The organism is Agarivorans sp. 1_MG-2023, from assembly GCF_030548385.1.
Lineage (GTDB): Bacteria > Pseudomonadota > Gammaproteobacteria > Enterobacterales > Celerinatantimonadaceae > Agarivorans.
The window spans coordinates 300,675-316,742 of record NZ_JAUOSJ010000001.1 but is presented as its reverse complement, the minus strand read 5'-3'; the positions used below and the strand labels follow the sequence as shown (position 1 = coordinate 316,742).

Annotated in this window: 12 protein-coding genes and 1 tRNA gene; 7 read left to right on the top strand and 6 right to left on the bottom strand. The window is 42.0% G+C overall.

The features are described 5' to 3' along the window. Window positions 1-25: 25 nt before the first annotated feature. Together Q4592_RS01140 and Q4592_RS01135 are read left to right on the top strand one after the other, a co-directional pair. Entirely contained in the window at window positions 26-3,100 is a 3,075-nt protein-coding gene (locus Q4592_RS01140) for an efflux RND transporter permease subunit (protein WP_303508713.1), read from the top strand. A 71-nt stretch (window positions 3,101-3,171) separates the two neighbouring features. Further along, window positions 3,172-4,608, top strand: coding sequence for a hypothetical protein (locus Q4592_RS01135; RefSeq protein WP_303508712.1), 1,437 nt, complete (start codon window positions 3,172-3,174; stop codon window positions 4,606-4,608). Window positions 4,609-5,007: 399 nt separating this feature from the next. Here the strand turns inward: Q4592_RS01135 and Q4592_RS01130 are convergent. Together Q4592_RS01130 and Q4592_RS01125 are read right to left on the bottom strand one after the other, a co-directional pair. Further along, window positions 5,008-5,095, bottom strand: a tRNA-Ser gene (locus Q4592_RS01130). 178 nt (window positions 5,096-5,273) lie between these two features. Next, a complete protein-coding gene (locus Q4592_RS01125) occupies window positions 5,274-6,239 on the bottom strand; it encodes a glucokinase (RefSeq protein ID WP_303508710.1) in 966 nt (321 codons plus the stop codon). A gap of 327 nt (window positions 6,240-6,566) precedes the next feature. On the opposite strand from Q4592_RS01125, the gene Q4592_RS01120 reads away from it, so the two are divergent. After that, window positions 6,567-7,415 carry a MurR/RpiR family transcriptional regulator gene (locus Q4592_RS01120; protein ID WP_016401844.1) on the top strand — a complete coding sequence of 283 codons (849 nt, stop codon included), beginning with the start codon at window positions 6,567-6,569 and terminating at the stop codon, window positions 7,413-7,415. A 275-nt stretch (window positions 7,416-7,690) separates the two neighbouring features. Here Q4592_RS01120 and Q4592_RS01115 read toward each other — a convergent pair whose 3' ends face one another. The 3 genes from Q4592_RS01115 to Q4592_RS01105 all read right to left on the bottom strand — a co-directional run bounded on the left by Q4592_RS01115 (window position 7,691) and on the right by Q4592_RS01105 (window position 11,532). Further along, the gene (locus Q4592_RS01115) at window positions 7,691-10,015 is read right to left on the bottom strand and encodes an acyl-CoA dehydrogenase (RefSeq protein ID WP_303508698.1); all 2,325 of its coding nucleotides are present in this window, start codon (window positions 10,013-10,015) and stop codon (window positions 7,691-7,693) included. A 40-nt stretch (window positions 10,016-10,055) separates the two neighbouring features. Continuing rightward, entirely contained in the window at window positions 10,056-10,682 is a 627-nt protein-coding gene (locus Q4592_RS01110; protein ID WP_137672919.1) for a TetR/AcrR family transcriptional regulator, read from the bottom strand. Between the two features lie 247 nt (window positions 10,683-10,929). Continuing rightward, complete coding sequence (locus Q4592_RS01105; RefSeq protein WP_303508694.1) at window positions 10,930-11,532, bottom strand: hypothetical protein; 603 nt, start codon at window positions 11,530-11,532, stop codon at window positions 10,930-10,932. Between the two features lie 530 nt (window positions 11,533-12,062). Between Q4592_RS01105 and Q4592_RS01100 the strand changes: the two genes are divergently transcribed. From Q4592_RS01100 to Q4592_RS01085, 4 genes are all read left to right on the top strand, one after another. Beyond that, window positions 12,063-12,317: a DUF2282 domain-containing protein gene (locus tag Q4592_RS01100; protein ID WP_137672921.1), complete on the top strand. Its 255-nt coding sequence runs from the start codon at window positions 12,063-12,065 to the stop codon at window positions 12,315-12,317. A 73-nt stretch (window positions 12,318-12,390) separates the two neighbouring features. Beyond that, the gene (locus Q4592_RS01095) at window positions 12,391-13,233 is read left to right on the top strand and encodes a DUF692 domain-containing protein (protein WP_303508690.1); all 843 of its coding nucleotides are present in this window, start codon (window positions 12,391-12,393) and stop codon (window positions 13,231-13,233) included. Continuing rightward, window positions 13,226-14,005 (top strand): DNA-binding domain-containing protein, encoded by a 780-nt coding sequence (locus tag Q4592_RS01090; RefSeq protein ID WP_303508688.1) that lies wholly within the window; start codon window positions 13,226-13,228, stop codon window positions 14,003-14,005. The genes Q4592_RS01095 and Q4592_RS01090 overlap by 8 nt, the downstream gene beginning before the upstream one ends. Continuing rightward, complete coding sequence (locus tag Q4592_RS01085) at window positions 13,989-14,444, top strand: DoxX family protein (RefSeq protein ID WP_235836183.1); 456 nt, start codon at window positions 13,989-13,991, stop codon at window positions 14,442-14,444. Before Q4592_RS01090 ends, Q4592_RS01085 begins: the two co-directional genes overlap by 17 nt. A gap of 29 nt (window positions 14,445-14,473) precedes the next feature. Here Q4592_RS01085 and Q4592_RS01080 read toward each other — a convergent pair whose 3' ends face one another. After that, window positions 14,474-16,000 (bottom strand): fumarate hydratase, encoded by a 1,527-nt coding sequence (locus Q4592_RS01080; RefSeq protein WP_303508675.1) that lies wholly within the window; start codon window positions 15,998-16,000, stop codon window positions 14,474-14,476. Between the last annotated feature and the right edge of the window lie 68 nt (window positions 16,001-16,068).

Sequence of the window (16,068 nt, the reverse complement as noted above, 5' to 3'; positions counted from 1 at the left end):
GTTAACAGTAAGCAGGCGAGTACTAATGAATATTGCTGAATTTACAATAAAAAACACTGTGTTTAGCGTGATTGTCATATTGTTAACGATTGTTGGCGGATGGCAAGCCTATCAAAACATGGCCAGATTTGAAGACCCTGAATTTACGATTAGGCAAGCTATTATTGTTACGAGCTATCCTGGCGCAAGCCCCCATCAAGTCGCGCTGGAGATTACCGAACCTTTAGAAAAAGCGATTCAACAATTAGCCGAAATTAAAACGATTGAATCTGTTTCAACCTACGGTAAGTCAGAAATCAACGTAGAGGTAAGATATAACTCATCGAAAAGTCGAGGTGATTTACAGCTAGTTTGGAACAAACTGCGCAATAAAATCAGTGACGTATCGTCAGCTTTACCTACAGGGGCAGGTAAACCCTATGTGGCAGATGACTTTGGTGACGTGTTTGGCTTGCTCTATTTTGTAACAGGCGACGGTTATTCGAACACTGAGTTAAAAGAGTATGCTAAAACCTTACAAAGCTCATTACTTCAAGTAAACGGCGTTGCTCGGGTTAGCCTTGATGGCTTACAAAAAGAAGCTATTTATGTCGAAATATCCAATCAAGATGCAAAAAGGCTTGGATTAGCGATTTCTAACATCGTCAGCTTACTGTCTCAACAGAATGCAGTGGTCTCATCAGGTAACGTTAAAGTGGGTAATAAGCGCTTGGTTATAGACCCAAGCAATGTTGTTGACTCGGTTGAGTCGATTCAAAACCTCCTTATAAGTACCGACGCAAACGGCAAACTTATCTATCTCAAAGACATTGCGCGAGTTTGGCGTGGTTATAGCGAGCCGGAAGAAAAAGAATACCTGTATAACAGTAAACCTGCAGTGGCTATAGGTATTTCAGGCTTTCTAGGCAGTAACATCGTTAAAATTGGTTCAGATATTGACACCAAGATAGCTGAAACCAAAAACTTAAGGCCCCTAGGAATTGAACTCCATGAGTTTTACCACCAAGGTAAAATAGTCGATTCATCGGTTGAAAACTTTGTAATAAATGTGATTGCAGCACTAGTGATAGTGATTGTAACACTGCTTATTTTTATGGGCTTTAAGTCAGCCATTGTTATTGGCGCTATTTTGCTTCTAACAATATTTGCAACTCTTGCAACGATGAATTTTGTTGATATTCCTATGCATCGCATTTCATTAGGCGCGCTCATTATTGCCTTAGGAATGATGGTAGACAACGCGATTGTTGTCACCGAAGGAATATTAGTGGGTGTACTAAATGGTATTAAGAAATTAGACATTGCCAAACAAATTGTTAGACGCTCGGTTTGGCCTTTGTTGGGGGGAACATTAGTAGGAATTATAGCTTTTGCTCCCATTGGCTTCGCCCCAGGATCGACCGCGGAATACACGGGTCACCTCTTCTGGGTAATCCTTATATCTTTAATGTATAGCTGGTTATTTGCCATTACCTTAACCCCACTATTCTGTTTCTGGCTATTCAAAGAGTCTTCAGATGACAAGGTTAGCCAACAAACAGGTAGTCGCTTCTCGGCATTATATAAAAAGCTACTTTACGCCACGCTTCAGCGACGTTTTATTGTTGTAGCGGGAATTGTTACGTTGTTTTGTGCTTCAGTGTGGGGATTTCAGTTTGTTAAGCCTGGCTTTTTCCCCGCCTCCACTACTCCTATGTTTGTTGTCGATTACTGGCTACCACAAGGCACCGACATCACTAAAACCAAAAAAGACATCGCAAGCCTAGCAAATCATATTCAGTCTTTAGATGATGTCACAACGGTACAAGCGTCGATTGGTGGAGGCGTACCGCGTTTCATGCTTGTATATGCCCCAGAGTCACAAAACTCCGCTTACGGGCAACTACTTATACGCACAAAAAATGACAAAGTTATCGATGAATTGCTGATCGATATTCAACGCTATATCGATGACTCATACCCTGATGCTCAAGGTAAAACCTGGAAGTTTGTATTAGGGCCTGGCGGAGGTTCACGCATTGAAGCTAAATTTAGTGGCCCTGATCCTAAAGTATTGCACCGCCTTGCTGACCAAGCCAAAGCAATAATGGCCGAAGATGGTAAAGCCTTATCGATTAAAGATGACTGGCGACAAGCTATTAGCGTAATCGAGCCTGTTTATGCAGCACAAGCGGCCCAAAGAGTTGGCGTATCTAGACAAGACTTAGCCTCTGCACTAGAAACTAACTTCTCAGGAATGAGAATAGGGACTTACCGCCACAACGATGAGCTAATTCCAATTATTGCTAAAGCCCCCAGAGCGGAGAGTAACAACGTTCGCGATATTAATAACCTACAGGTTATCAGCTCTGTCACCGGGGCTAGCGTACCTATTGGTCAAGTCACTAACGGATATAGAACGGTATGGCGTGATGGTTTAGTAAGGCGAGTTGATCGCCAATGGGAAATTAAGGCGCAATCCGATCCCGTTCCAGGTGAACTGACAACCGATCTATTCAATCGCATAAAACCAAAGATTGAAGCGATTGACCTTCCAGAAGGTTATGCCTTGAATTGGGGCGGTGAGCATGGTGATTCTAAAGAATCCAATGACAATTTAGCATCAACCATTCCACTAGGTCTCATTGCGATGGTGATTACTGTGTTTGTGTTGTTTGGCTCGGTGAGGCAACCAGTAGTTATTTGGCTGGTAGTACCTTTGGCAATAATTGGAGTATCTACAGGCTTATTAGCCACAGGTACACCAATGGAGTTTATGGCTATTTTGGGCCTACTGTCGTTGTCTGGCTTGCTGATTAAAAATGCCATTGTGTTAGTTGACCAAATTGATTTGGAAATTATTGAAGGGAAACCAAGACACGATGCCGTTGTTGATGCCGCAGCCAGCCGAGTTAGGCCGGTAATGATGGGAGCATTAACCACAGTGCTGGGGGTTATTCCTTTGTTCTTTGATGCATTCTTTAAATCAATGTCGGTTGTATTGGTATTTGGTCTTACTTTCGCAACCTTACTCACCTTAATTATCGTGCCAGTACTTTATGCAATGTTCTTCAAAATTAAAGCTACTGAAAGCACAAAAAATCTTAAATTAACCCTCTAAAAAGAATCACTAAAACATCCATTCAGGCGTGAGGCCATGCCTGAATGGATCACTGTATATAAGGATTAAGAATGAGCCTATTTAAACTCATAATACACTGTTCTATTTTGCCCCTAATAGTAAGTTGTGGTGGCAGTAGTACCGACAACGATAACCCAGTTAAAACCTTTAAAGGAAAAGCGATTGATGGCTACATCATCGGTGCTACTGTTTTCTTAGATCTAAACTTCAACAGTTTACATGATAGCGGTGAGCCCAGTGTTGTGACGCAAGAAGAGGGGGAATTTGAGCTAGTTATTCCGTCGCGTTACGGCCAATGTGCTCAGTACGTACCTATAGTTGTAGACGTACCAGTGGGTGCAATTGATACTGATTTTGTTGATACGCCTATAGAATATGCTTATTCAATGGTGCTCCCTCCCCCATTTGCACTAACAACTAATCATGACTTGTTGAATCTAACGCCGTTAACTTCAGTTGTTTGGAAACAGGTTGAGCAAGAGCTTCGCGTTTATCAATCAGGAAATCTGTCTTGTCAGTCTATTATTGCAGAACAAGAACTAAGAGAAGATATCGCGCATCGTTTGCGTGAACAAGAATGGCGAATTGCTAATAGATACAACATTACAGTTAGCGAATTGTACGCAGACTATATCCACTCCGGCGATGAATCACTTCATCAGCTTGCTCAAAAATTGGTACCCGGTTTGCAAAAGTCTTATGAAGAGACTAAGCAATTACTAGATGAACACCCAAACGCGGATTTTGCTTGGGTTGAGTATTTTTTAGGGCGGCGAACTAGCAATGATTCGCGATATGACGACTGGTTCCGTTATGAGTTTATTCAATCATCTAATGGTAACTTTACCTCCGAAACTTTTATTATGTCTGATGATCTCAATACCAAAGTGAGCTTATTTGATAAAAACACCATGACAACGGTGCAGCGAGACGGTGTAAATATAGAGAAAACAGTTAATTTGGTCTATGCCGACTTTGGCTATGGCTGCTCGATAAGTGAATGGCTAGAAACAACTTTGCAGCAATCTTCAGGCCTTAGAAACTCAGTTTATTATGACGTAAACGACTGGACAGAATGTGAATCACAAATGATCGTAGGTAGTGAGGTTGAACAGTCTTTAATTACCAAAAACTATAACAGTTCTGAATTAACTAGCTCTACAGAGCACCTTTACCATACAAATAATGATAGTGGGTTTAGCTACCTTATTGGTGTGACGGATACAGTGACACAAGAAGACTTAACCCCTATAAGAGAGAAGGTGAATTCTGATTTTTATAACGAAGACTCTCATGGAGCAAACTATTGGTCTAGAACAAAGAATAACTTCAGTGAAAGCGCCGATAGACCCGCTCAGGTAATGACGATTCATGACAGTTATGGACAGTGGGAGCAATACACATTTTATCATGATGGGACGCATAAATTAGAATGTGGTGATTCAGAGACTTCTATGTCAGATAGCCAATGCACGTCTACAAAATAACCTCTATTTTATTGGGTATAGTGAACTTGGATTTAAATCACTTAGTTTCACTTGGCTATCAGTCAAGCTCCAAGTTCACGTTAAAATCAGTGATTATGGTGTATTCATTTTCTTTAAGTTAACTCAAAATTGGCTGCTCAAAAGTTATCAACAAAACTTATGACTAATCGCACTTTAACTATAAGCCAGTTTTTCCTTTGGCTTTTTTAACGCCTCTTAACGCTAAGTTTTTGTCTCCAAAAATACTCTCAATTCATTATATTCTGAACAAATAGAGGGTATTACTTAAAGCAGTGGATTTCAGTGGACGTTACTGGACAACAATGGACGCTAAGACATTGAATTTATTAAACATAAAGAAAGCAAAAAGACGTCCTTGGACGTCTTTAAACTTGAAGATGGCGGTGACGGAGAGATTCGAACTCTCGAAGGGTTGCCCCTTACACACTTTCCAGGCGTGCTCCTTCAGCCACTCGGACACGTCACCTAATAGAATTACTGCGCTTGGCAATAATGTGGCGCTAGATTACGGATAGGCTTAGTAAGGGTCAACTACTTTTTACCTAAAATTACGTGGTTGACGAGTTCTTAAACAAATTCAACAGCACTAACAAAAAAAGAAGCCGAAGCTTCTTTTTTTTAACGGCTAAATCTTAAGGGGTTATTTAGATTCGGTATCCGTTGCTTTGACGTAAGTAAGCAGCAGCACCTTGTAAACCGGGTTGTTCTTCAGTAATGATATAAACAGGTACTTTAGAAACAAAATCTACAAAACGGCCTTTATCTTCGAAACGAGCGCGGAATTCGCTGTTATTAAAGAAGTCCATAAAACGAGTGATGATGCCACCGGCAATGTAAACGCCGCCGAAGGTAGACATGTTAAGCGCTAAATTACCGCCAAACGATCCCAAGGCACGACAAAATACTTCCATCGCTTCAACACATACTGGGCAGCTTCCGTCTATACCGCGTGAGGTAACATCTGATGGTTGAAAGCTTTCAGCTGTTTTACCATGCATGTCCATTAAGCCTTCGTAAATGTTTACCAAGCCAGGGCCAGATAACAAACGCTCTGCAGATACGTGGCCATAACGTTTTTGTAAGAAGCTCAATACGTGGGCTTCTTTATCATCGTTAGCCGCAAATTCTACGTGCCCGCCTTCGCCAGGAATACATAGGTACTCGCTGTCGTGATGAATAAGGTGAGCCACACCTAAACCAGTGCCTGGGCCATAAACGGCAATTGGGTTGCCACTTTTAGCTGGCTCGCCGCCTATTTGAATTTTTTGCTCGTCAGTCAATGTAGGAATAGACATGGCGATACCGGTGTAATCATTGATTACATGAAAGTTTTCAAAGCCTAGTTGCTCTTGAACTTCTTTCTTGGAGAACGCCCAACTATGGTTAGTCATGGCAATCCAATCTTTATCTGTTGGACAAGCAATTGCCACACAGGCTTGAGTAACAGTTTCTTGCTGCTCTTTTAGGTAGAGAGAAATCACGTCTGCAATGCTTGGGTAATCTGCACACAAATATTTTTGTAGTCGTCCAATTTCGCCTGTTTTTAACTCAACTAGCGCTAAACGAATATTTGTACCACCTACATCGGCAATTAAACCAAAACTGGCCATTTTGTTTTCCTTCATACCAAGTTCAAAAAAAAGAAAAATAACATTACTCATCCTAACAAACAGTCATTAAGATGGCTCTAGTATATTTGTGTTGTGGAATTTTACCGCTTTTGTACTAGAATTTCGTTAGTAAATTACCAATTGTATAAGCCTTTTAAAAGATTTTAGACATAGCTCAAACTATAAAATCCCCCTCTGGTCTATGATTGCTCATAATTCGGCTTGTTTTAGCTAATTGTCTATGTAATTGTATGACATATATTCTGTTGAAAAATTATTACATTTGACAACGCCGACATAACAAATGCGCTAAAAATAACGGATATTATGAATACTCTTGAAAAAATAACTAAAAATTTAGAGAACTTCAGTAAATCAGAACGGAAGGTTGCTGAAGTTATTATCGCTTCCCCTCAAACGGCGATCCATTCAAGTATTGCAGCACTGGCCAAGTTGGCAGATGTAAGCGAACCTACCGTTAACCGCTTTTGTCGTCGTTTAGATACTAAAGGCTTCCCAGACTTTAAACTGCACCTAGCTCAAAGCTTGGCAAACGGTACTCCCTACGTGAACCGTCATGTTGATGAAGAAGATGGTCCAGAGGCTTATACCTCTAAAATCTTTGAATCGTCAATGGCTAGCCTAGAAGCAGCAAAAAACAGTTTAGACCCAAATGCGGTTAACCGAGCAGTAGATTTACTTACCCAAGCTAAGAAGATTTCATTCTTTGGCTTAGGTGCTTCTGCTTCGGTTGCACAAGACGCCTTAAATAAATTCTTCCGCTTTAACGTACCCGTTAGCTACTTTGATGATGTAGTAATGATGCGCATGAGTTGCATTGTGGCTACTGAAGAAGATGTAATCATTTTGATTTCTCACACTGGCCGTACTAAAGCGATGATTGATATTGCTGTACTTGCCCAGCAAAATGATTCAACTGTGATTGGTATTACCAGTAAAGACTCACCATTAGCCAAAGAATGTAACTTAGTGCTGTCGATGGATGTGCCAGAAGATACAGACGTGTATATGCCTATGGCATCTCGTATTGCGCAAATGGCCTTAATTGACGTACTTGCAACAGGCTTTACTTTACGCCGCGGTGAAAAGTTTCGCGAAAACCTACGTAAAGTGAAACAAAGCTTAAAAGATTCTCGAACTGATAAGTCTTTATAAGTTTATAACGCTATTCTAGAAGCCAGCTTACGCTGGCTTTTTTGTAGCTCAAATAACACCTCTTATATACTCTACTGTGCGTAACTAAACACGCTCACCTCTTTTAAAAGCTTAGTTAACTACAAAGATAAGTTTTTATAGTGCAGCTGCGTAATGCTGTTTCAATGAAATAGACCACACAACCTCATTTGATTGGCTTAGCCAGCAATGTACCAAATAAAAAAGGATGCTCATTGAGCATCCTTTTTGCGGAGTTTAAGGATTAACGTTTAGCCTTAGGCAACATTAGCCGACGACTCAATCGGTGCGTTTTTAGCTTCTAATTCACCAGGTTCAAAGTGATCCACTTGAATAGCAGCATAACGTAGCTTATCTGCTTCAAGTAGGTTTGTAGCTTCTTCTTGAGTCAGCACATCTTGTGCTAATGCTTTTTCTACAATTTCATCTAAGGCCACTTTACGCGGTAATTGACCGGCTTTTTGCGCCTTAGCAATCTTACGCTCTAGTGGACGAACTTTGTACATGGCCAAAAAGGCTTGTTCGATAATCGCTACCGCGTCCCCTTCTCCACCATTGGTAACACACAAATGACTTAGGCGTTCACGAGCCGCTCCAGGCGTCATCATCGTTTCGCATATTTGGTGACCCACTTGGTCATCAGCAAGTTTAAAACGGTTACCAAATGGGAACACGACAGTTTTAAGCACTCGAGCGACTACGCGGTTTGAGAAGTTTTGGAAGAAGCCTTCAAAGGCGATACCAATTTCGTGCAAGTTACGCTCTACAGCCCATTTCACAAAAGGTAAATCTTCTGCAGGGCGACCTTGGTCTTCATAGTGTTTCAAGGTTGCAGATGCTAAGTACAAGTTACTAAGTACATCGCCTAAGCGCGCAGAAATACGCTCTTTACGTTTAAGATCTCCACCTAAAATCAGCATAGACATGTCAGCACACAACGCTAAACCACGGCTCATACGAGTTAGCTGGCGGTAATAAACAGCGGTATCACCAGAAACAGGGCTTGAGTTAAATGCAGCGCCGGTTAAGCCTTGGAATAAGCTACCCGCGAAGTTACCCGCACCAAAAGCAATATGCTTCAATAACAAGCTATCAAATTCGGCTAAACCTGCTTCTTCATCTGGGTTAGCGGCTGCCTGTAGCTCTTTAAGCACATAGGGGTGACAGCGAGTGGCACCTTGTCCAAAGATCATTAAGTTGCGAGTAAGAATATTCGCCCCTTCAACAGTAATTGCCACCGGTACGCCGTTGTACGCATGGCCAAGATAGTTCATTGCGCCAAGTTGAATGGCACGGCCAGAATGAATGTCCATTGCGTCATCTAAGACAGTACGCGCCATTTCGGTCATGTGGTATTTAGCAATTGCGGTAACAATTGCTGGGCTTTGGTCTAGATCTAGGGCGCCGGCAGTTAAGCGGCGAGCAGCCTCTAGTTGGTAGGTCATTCCGCCGATACGAGCGAGAGCTTCCTCTACCCCTTCAAAGCGACCAATAGATAAGCCAAACTGTTTACGCACATACGCATAAGCACTGGTAGTACGTGAGCTCATGTGCCCAACCGCGGTGCCAAGTGCAGGAAGTGAAATCCCGCGACCAGCAGACAAACACTCAACCAGCATACGCCAGCCTTTGCCTGCGTAATCTGCACCACCGATAATCCAATCTAGGGGAATAAATACTTCTTCACCAAACGTAGGACCATTCATAAATGCTAGGCCTAACGGGAAGTGACGATCACCCGTGCGAACACCGGGATGATCCGTTGGAATTAGCGCACAAGTAATGCCAAGTTCTTCTTTATCGCCAATTAATCCTTCTGGATCATATAGCTTAAAGGCCAAACCAAGCACGCTGGCTACTGGCGCTAGGGTAATATAGCGTTTATTCCAGTTTAAGCGAATACCCACTACTTCTTCGCCGTTATGTTCACCTTTACAAATAATGCCTTTATCTGGAATGGCACCAGCGTCAGATCCCGCTTCAGGACCTGTAAGAGCAAAACACGGTACATGCGTACCATCGGCTAAACCTGGTAACCAGTGATCTTTTTGTTCTTGAGTACCATAGTGAAGTAATAACTCTCCGGGGCCTAAAGAGTTAGGTACCATAACGGTTACTGCAGCAGAAAGGCTACGTGTAGCAATGGTGCTTACGATGGTTGAGTTTGCAATAGCAGAGAATTCTCTACCGCCGTAGCTTTTAGGAATAATTAGCGCGAAGAAACCTTCGGTTTTAAGGTAGTCCCATACTTGCTTAGGTAAGTCGCGTTGATTTTGCACGATATCAAAATCATCAAGCATATCTAATAAAGTAGCAACCTGAACATCCATAAAGGCCTGTTCATCTTTGCTAAGCGTTGCCTTTGGGTAACTGTGCAGTTTGTTCCAGTCTGGCTTACCGCCAAACAATTCGCCGTCCCACCATACCGAGCCAGCCTCCATCGCTTCTTTCTCGGTTTGAGAAAGTGGCGGTAAGATCTTTTTAAATACTTTAAATGCCGGTCTAGTCACCAGTTTTTTGCGCGTATCTGGTATGCACAAAAGCACTACCAGGGCAGTTACTAACATCAACAAAATAGTCATGGCTCTTCCTTATTTCACGTACTTTTATAGTTTTTATTGTTTAGGTTGGCGCACCGACACCGGCAGCCAGATAGGGGATTACTTTTCGAATCAAACCTTCTGTGTTCAATTCTTCGTTAAAATCTGCGCTGGCAATTTCTTTTAATGCTGTACTCGACGCCATGGTGAATACCACCGTGCCTAGGGTAAAGTGCAAACGCCAAAATATGTCGCTATCAGAAAGCTCTGGGTAAGCCAGCCTAACTGCATCTTGAAAGCGGCTTAATACTTCGCCGAAATGATGAGTAATAAACTTACGCAAGTGCCCTTGGCTATCGGTATAGCCTCGTCCTAATAATAGTAGGAACATGGCGGTACCGTGTTTCTTCACTTGGTTCATTTCTAGTAATGGATCGATGAATGAAGAAAAAACTTGATCGAGATTGGGGGGCGTAGCGCTTTCTATATGTTCTTGCATTGCTTTATCTACTAAAGGCATAAACTGCTCGAGATAACGCATCAACACTGCTTGAATAAGTTCTTTTTTCGAACCGAAATGATAATTTACCGAAGCTAGATTCACCTCAGCATGGGAAGTAATTAACCTCAATGAGGTATCGGCAAAACCCCGTTCAGCGAACAAGCGTTCAGCCGCATCGAGGATCTTACTTTTAGTTCCTTGTCTCACTATGACACCTTAAAAATAAAACACCTGTTTAAAATCTACGTTTAAGGTCTGCAGATGTCAATCATTCACAGTGGATAATTTAAGAGTGAAACTAAAAACGAGAACTGGACTTGTATTTTTTTAAGAAAAAAATCAAATAATTTGAAACTATATTTGAAACGCCGGGTCTTAATCTATGCCACTGCAATTAAATACTTAAATTGAACGCCCAGCGCCCCCTGTAGCTGGGCTTTTTTTTGTCTGCGGTTTACTCGCTGTCTTTTATCTCTAAATAGGTAAATACGCGATTGATTGCGTAGTCCACGCCTTCAGGCTTAAGCGCAATTTTTCGACGCCCCATCTCATCCTCTTCAACTTCAGCAAACGCCTGCAAACTCACTTGCCACATTTGGTAATTAGATTGAGCGGTATACAAACTCATCATTAACGTCGCACGCTGAAACTGGTCATTACCGTCATCAGCTAAACCCGGCGATACACCAAACAAGGTCATTAACTGTTCATCACTTAGTTTTTGGCTAGTCGGCAACGCAAAAGCCATCCAATAATCACAGTCTTGGTTGGCAGTGGTTTGGTAGTTTATGCCTAGGCTGGTAAATTTTTGTTCTAGCGCCACGTGTATTTTGTCATAGGCTTGAACATCAGATCGCTGAGGGTTACGTAAGGCTTCTTCTAGTAAAGGGTGGCTGCAAACAGTTTGGTTTTTGCTTAGGGAAAATCCAGGCTCAGAGTTAACAATAATGGTGTCTCGGTATTGCTGCCCACTGCGCTGCGCTTGGCTATCATCAGGAACAGGAACACAACCATTGATCAACACTGCTACCGCACTAAATAAAAGAACTTTTTTCATGAATTAAACCTATAAAGCTTGTATGTTGACATGATTAACTAAATGAAACTAAAAAGCACGATTATTGTTACATTTTCGGGTGGTTAATCATTTCCTTTCAGCGGCTTAGCATCAATGAGTAGTTCAGCCTTTTTTCACCAAGTTAAGACCGGTTATACCTATAAAGATTCATCTTTATTTAGAACCACCTCTTTTACACCGGGTGAGCGCTCTTATGGTCTCATCACTAATTACAAATATGTAACGTTGCGCGGCTTGAAAATTGAATAATTTTCGGTAGCAACTGCACACTCAACAAAAAGCTGGGAGACAAATCATAAAAAATATTGGCTTCTTATTAATATAGTGAAAGCCCACACCATTACTGGGCTTAAGCAATTTTTTACGAATAAATACAGCAACTAAATAAATATTAATTGTCAGTTTTTTATAAATGGCGTGAAATTTTTCCTTTAGTAATACGGTTTCATTAGCTACAACTAAGTAAACAAGTTGTAACAAGCGCAACAACTACTGATAAAGGAAATCTTATGAAAACTTCAAATATCGCAATCGCAACAGCAGTAACTGGTTTAATCGCATTGGGTACTCTTACCGCTACACCTGCCGTTGCGGCCGGTAAAGAGAAATGCTACGGAGTAGCCAAAGCAGGTAAAAACGACTGTGCCACTAAAACCAGTTCATGTGCCGGTACTGCAACGTCTGACAACCAATCAGATGCATTTGTAGTGTTACCAAAAGGTTTATGTGACAAATTAGCTGGAAGCAGCAAAGAGTCTAGCTAATTTGTTCCCCTGCCAAACTAACTTAGGTTAGTTTGGCAGCACCTCCCTCCTCTTCTGTTTTAAACGATACCCTATGATGAAAAAACAATATGGCCTAGGTTTACGCTCGGCGTATGCAGAGCAACTTTTAAGCAAAAATCAAGATATTGATTGGTTAGAAGTCCATGCTGAAAACTACTTCAACCCGCACTCTTACGATTATCATCTGCTCAAACGTATTGCTGAGCATAGCCCGATTAGTGTGCATGGCGTTGGTCTATCGTTAGGCTCTACCGATCCATTAAACCAACACCATTTAGAAAAGCTAAAAGCATTAATCGATGATGTTAATCCTTTTATCGTTTCTGAACATTTAAGCTGGAGCAGTGTTAATGGGCGTTATTATAACGACCTGTTACCGCTCCCCTACACCGAAGAATGCTTAGCGTTGTTTATTAGTCGAGTTAATCAAGCTCAAGACTTTTTGGGTAGGCAGCTATTGATTGAGAATCCGTCAGCATATTTGGCTTACCACGAAAGTCATATTCATGAACCTGAGTTTTTGAACCAATTAGTACAAGCTACTGGTTGCGGTTTGTTGTTAGACATTAACAACGTTTATGTTAGCGGGCACAACCTAGCGTGGGACACTAAGGCTTACTTTGAACAGTTAAATATTAACGCGGTAAAAGAAATTCATTTAGCTGGATTTACGCCAAAAGTTATTGGCGATAGAACCGTACTCATTGATAGTCATAACCAAAAAGTACATCAAGAGGTATGGCAACTTTATCGTTATTTTCAACAGCACTTTGCTAACACAATCCCTACCCTTATTGAATGGGACAGCGATTTTCCCGAGCTTAGCGTATTAGTAAATGAAGTAAATACCGCTAAAGGTATCGACCAAAGCCTTAACGAGGTGAATTGTGCTTAAACAATTACAATCACGCTTCGCCGAGTCGTTAAACCGCGAAAACAATCTGTTAGGTAACGATCTGGCGTCCAATGCCTTAAGTGCCGAAGAATCTATTCAAATTTATCAAAACAACTATGTGTTGAGTTTGAGCGAGGCTTTAAGCGCCACCTACCCAACCGTTGAAAAACTGGTAGGTGAGGATTACTTTAAACACTGTGCTAAAGCCTTTGTTTTGCAATACGGTCATAACCAAGGTGATCTAAACTTGTTTGGAGAAGGTTTTAACACGTTTTTACAAGCTCAAGAAGCACTAAACGCATTGCCTTACTTACCTGATATTGCTTTGTTAGATTGGTATATCGAACAAACTGCTGGGCAAGCAATACCCACATCAACATTCTCAATAGCCGAATTGCAAAGCATTACGGCTGAGCAATTGGGCAACACAGTATTGCACCTAGCGCCTCATCAATCTTTACTCTCTAGCGAATTCCCTCTCTTTACCATCTACCAAATGGTGAAACATGACCAAGTTGAACAGGTAGAGCTAGAACAACACGATCATATTTTACTAACGAAACAAGCCAATTTTGAAGTGCAAATAGAACAGGTTTCAGCAACTGCTTTTGCGTTTCTCAAACATAGCCAACAAGGCCTGCCTCTTGGACAGCTACCGGCTGATTGCCTCGCAGAGTTAGAACCTTTGCTAGGCGACGCAATTCAACATCAGTGTATATCCCATTTTAGTTTTGCATCGCCGATAGGAGAGTCCCATGATGCCAATTTATAACCTTTATTTAAAAGCCGTAGCATTAATGCAAGCGGTACTTATTCCCTTATTACTCACTTTTACTCGAATATGGGTCGCTATCGTATTCTTTCGCTCAGGTTACTTAAAATTTAGCAGCTGGGATTCCACCCTCTATTTGTTTGAAGAAGAATACCAAGTGCCTATTTTGCCTTGGGAGCTAGCGGCTTATTTGGGCACTGCGGCAGAATTAATACTGCCCATATTTTTGGTGCTGGGCTTATTTACTCGTATTTTCGCCCTCAAATTATTCTTCTTTAACATCATTGCGGTGGTGTCTTACCCAGTATTGTGGCCAGGCGGTTTTTACGACCACCAGCTTTGGGGTTTAATGATTCTTATCAACGTAATCTGGGGAGCGGGCCCCTTCTCTGCCGATTACTTATTAAACAAAAAAATGGCACAAAAAAAAGCAGCCTAAGCTGCTTTACCTTGCAAAACTAAGCGGGTTTATTGGCTTAGTTTTGCATCTAACTCTTCAATCTTAGCTTTCCAAATGGCCGGACCTTGTTGGTGAGCAGAGTTTCCATCTGAATCAACTGCCACAGTCACCGGCATATCTTCAACTTCAAACTCGTAAATAGCTTCCATACCTAGGTCTTCAAAGGCGACTACTTTTGCTTTTTTAATGGCCTTAGACACTAAGTAAGCTGCGCCACCTACCGCCATTAAATACACCGATTGATGTTTAGCAATCGCGTCTACAGTAGCAGGGCCACGTTCAGCTTTACCAATCATGCCTAACAAGCCCGCTTCTTCTAACATCATGTCGGTAAACTTATCCATACGAGTGGAAGTTGTAGGGCCCGCTGGTCCTACCGCTTCGTCACCCACCGCATCGACAGGACCAACGTAGTAAATAAAGCGACCGTTGAAATCAACCCCGTTAGGGAATGGTTTACCCTGCTCCAAATACTCTTTGATGCGTTTATGGGCGGCATCGCGGCCAGTTAAGATTTTGCCGTTTAGCAATACCGTTTCACCCATCTTCCAACTAGCGATATCTTCCTTAGTTACTGTGTTTACGTCTACCCGACGCACGTTGTCGCCAACATCCCAAGTAATTTCAGGCCAGTCTTCTAACTTAGGAGGGGTAAGCACTGCTGGGCCACTGCCATCTAAGTGGAAATGTGCATGGCGAGTTGCCGCACAGTTAGGGATCATCACCACAGGCTTAGACGCAGCGTGTGTTGGGCAAGATTTAACTTTAACGTCTAATACTGTGGTTAGGCCGCCTAAACCTTGAGCACCAATGCCCAGTTTATTAATGCCATCCATTAATTCTAAACGCAGTTCTTCGTCTGCATTCTCTGCGCCTTTTGCGATTAAATCTTGAATGTCTACCGGATCCATTAGCGATTCTTTCGCCATCACAGCGGCTTTCTCAGCCGTACCGCCAATACCGATACCAACCATACCAGGCGGACACCAGCCTGCGCCCATAGTAGGTAGTGTTTTAAGCACCCATTCAGCCACCGAATCAGAAGGATTTAACATCACCATCTTCGATTTGTTTTCGCTACCACCACCCTTCGCAGCCACCATAATCTCTACTTTATCACCAGCTACCAAATCTATGTGAACCACTGCTGGGGTATTGTCTTTGGTGTTTTTACGCGCGCCATTAGGGTCGGCAACAATCGACGCACGTAAAGGATTGTCTGGGTTGGTATACGCGCGACGAACGCCTTCATCCACCATTTCTTGAACCGTTAAATCGCTTTCCCACTGTACATTCATGCCTACTTTTACAAACGCGGTAATAATGCCAGTATCTTGGCAGATCGGTCGTAAGCCTTGAGCACACATACGAGAGTTAATAAGAATTTGAGCAATGGCGTCTTTAGCAGCAACGCTTTGCTCTTTTTCATAAGCTTCGGCCATGGCTGTAACAAAATCGATGGGATGGTAGTACGAAATGAATTGCAGTGATTCAGCAACACTGTCAATGAAGTCCTGTTTACGGATGATGGTCATAAAGTCTCCACGTTTCCTTATTATTGCCTTTATTTTCAACAGCTTTTATTTAGGCTGCTTATAAGGCT

What these genes read in the sequence shown, in the direction of transcription:
- Q4592_RS01140 (WP_303508713.1), top strand. Translation starts at nt 26, where the DNA reads ATGAATATTGCTGAATTTACAATAAAAAACACTGTGTTTAGCGTGATT.
- Q4592_RS01135 (WP_303508712.1), top strand. Translation starts at nt 3,172, where the DNA reads ATGAGCCTATTTAAACTCATAATACACTGTTCTATTTTGCCCCTAATA.
- Q4592_RS01125 (WP_303508710.1), bottom strand. Translation starts at nt 6,239, where the DNA reads ATGGCCAGTTTTGGTTTAATTGCCGATGTAGGTGGTACAAATATTCGT.
- Q4592_RS01120 (WP_016401844.1), top strand. Translation starts at nt 6,567, where the DNA reads ATGAATACTCTTGAAAAAATAACTAAAAATTTAGAGAACTTCAGTAAA.
- Q4592_RS01115 (WP_303508698.1), bottom strand. Translation starts at nt 10,015, where the DNA reads ATGACTATTTTGTTGATGTTAGTAACTGCCCTGGTAGTGCTTTTGTGC.
- Q4592_RS01105 (WP_303508694.1), bottom strand. Translation starts at nt 11,532, where the DNA reads ATGAAAAAAGTTCTTTTATTTAGTGCGGTAGCAGTGTTGATCAATGGT.
- Q4592_RS01100 (WP_137672921.1), top strand. Translation starts at nt 12,063, where the DNA reads ATGAAAACTTCAAATATCGCAATCGCAACAGCAGTAACTGGTTTAATC.
- Q4592_RS01095 (WP_303508690.1), top strand. Translation starts at nt 12,391, where the DNA reads ATGATGAAAAAACAATATGGCCTAGGTTTACGCTCGGCGTATGCAGAG.
- Q4592_RS01085 (WP_235836183.1), top strand. Translation starts at nt 13,989, where the DNA reads ATGATGCCAATTTATAACCTTTATTTAAAAGCCGTAGCATTAATGCAA.
- Q4592_RS01080 (WP_303508675.1), bottom strand. Translation starts at nt 16,000, where the DNA reads ATGACCATCATCCGTAAACAGGACTTCATTGACAGTGTTGCTGAATCA.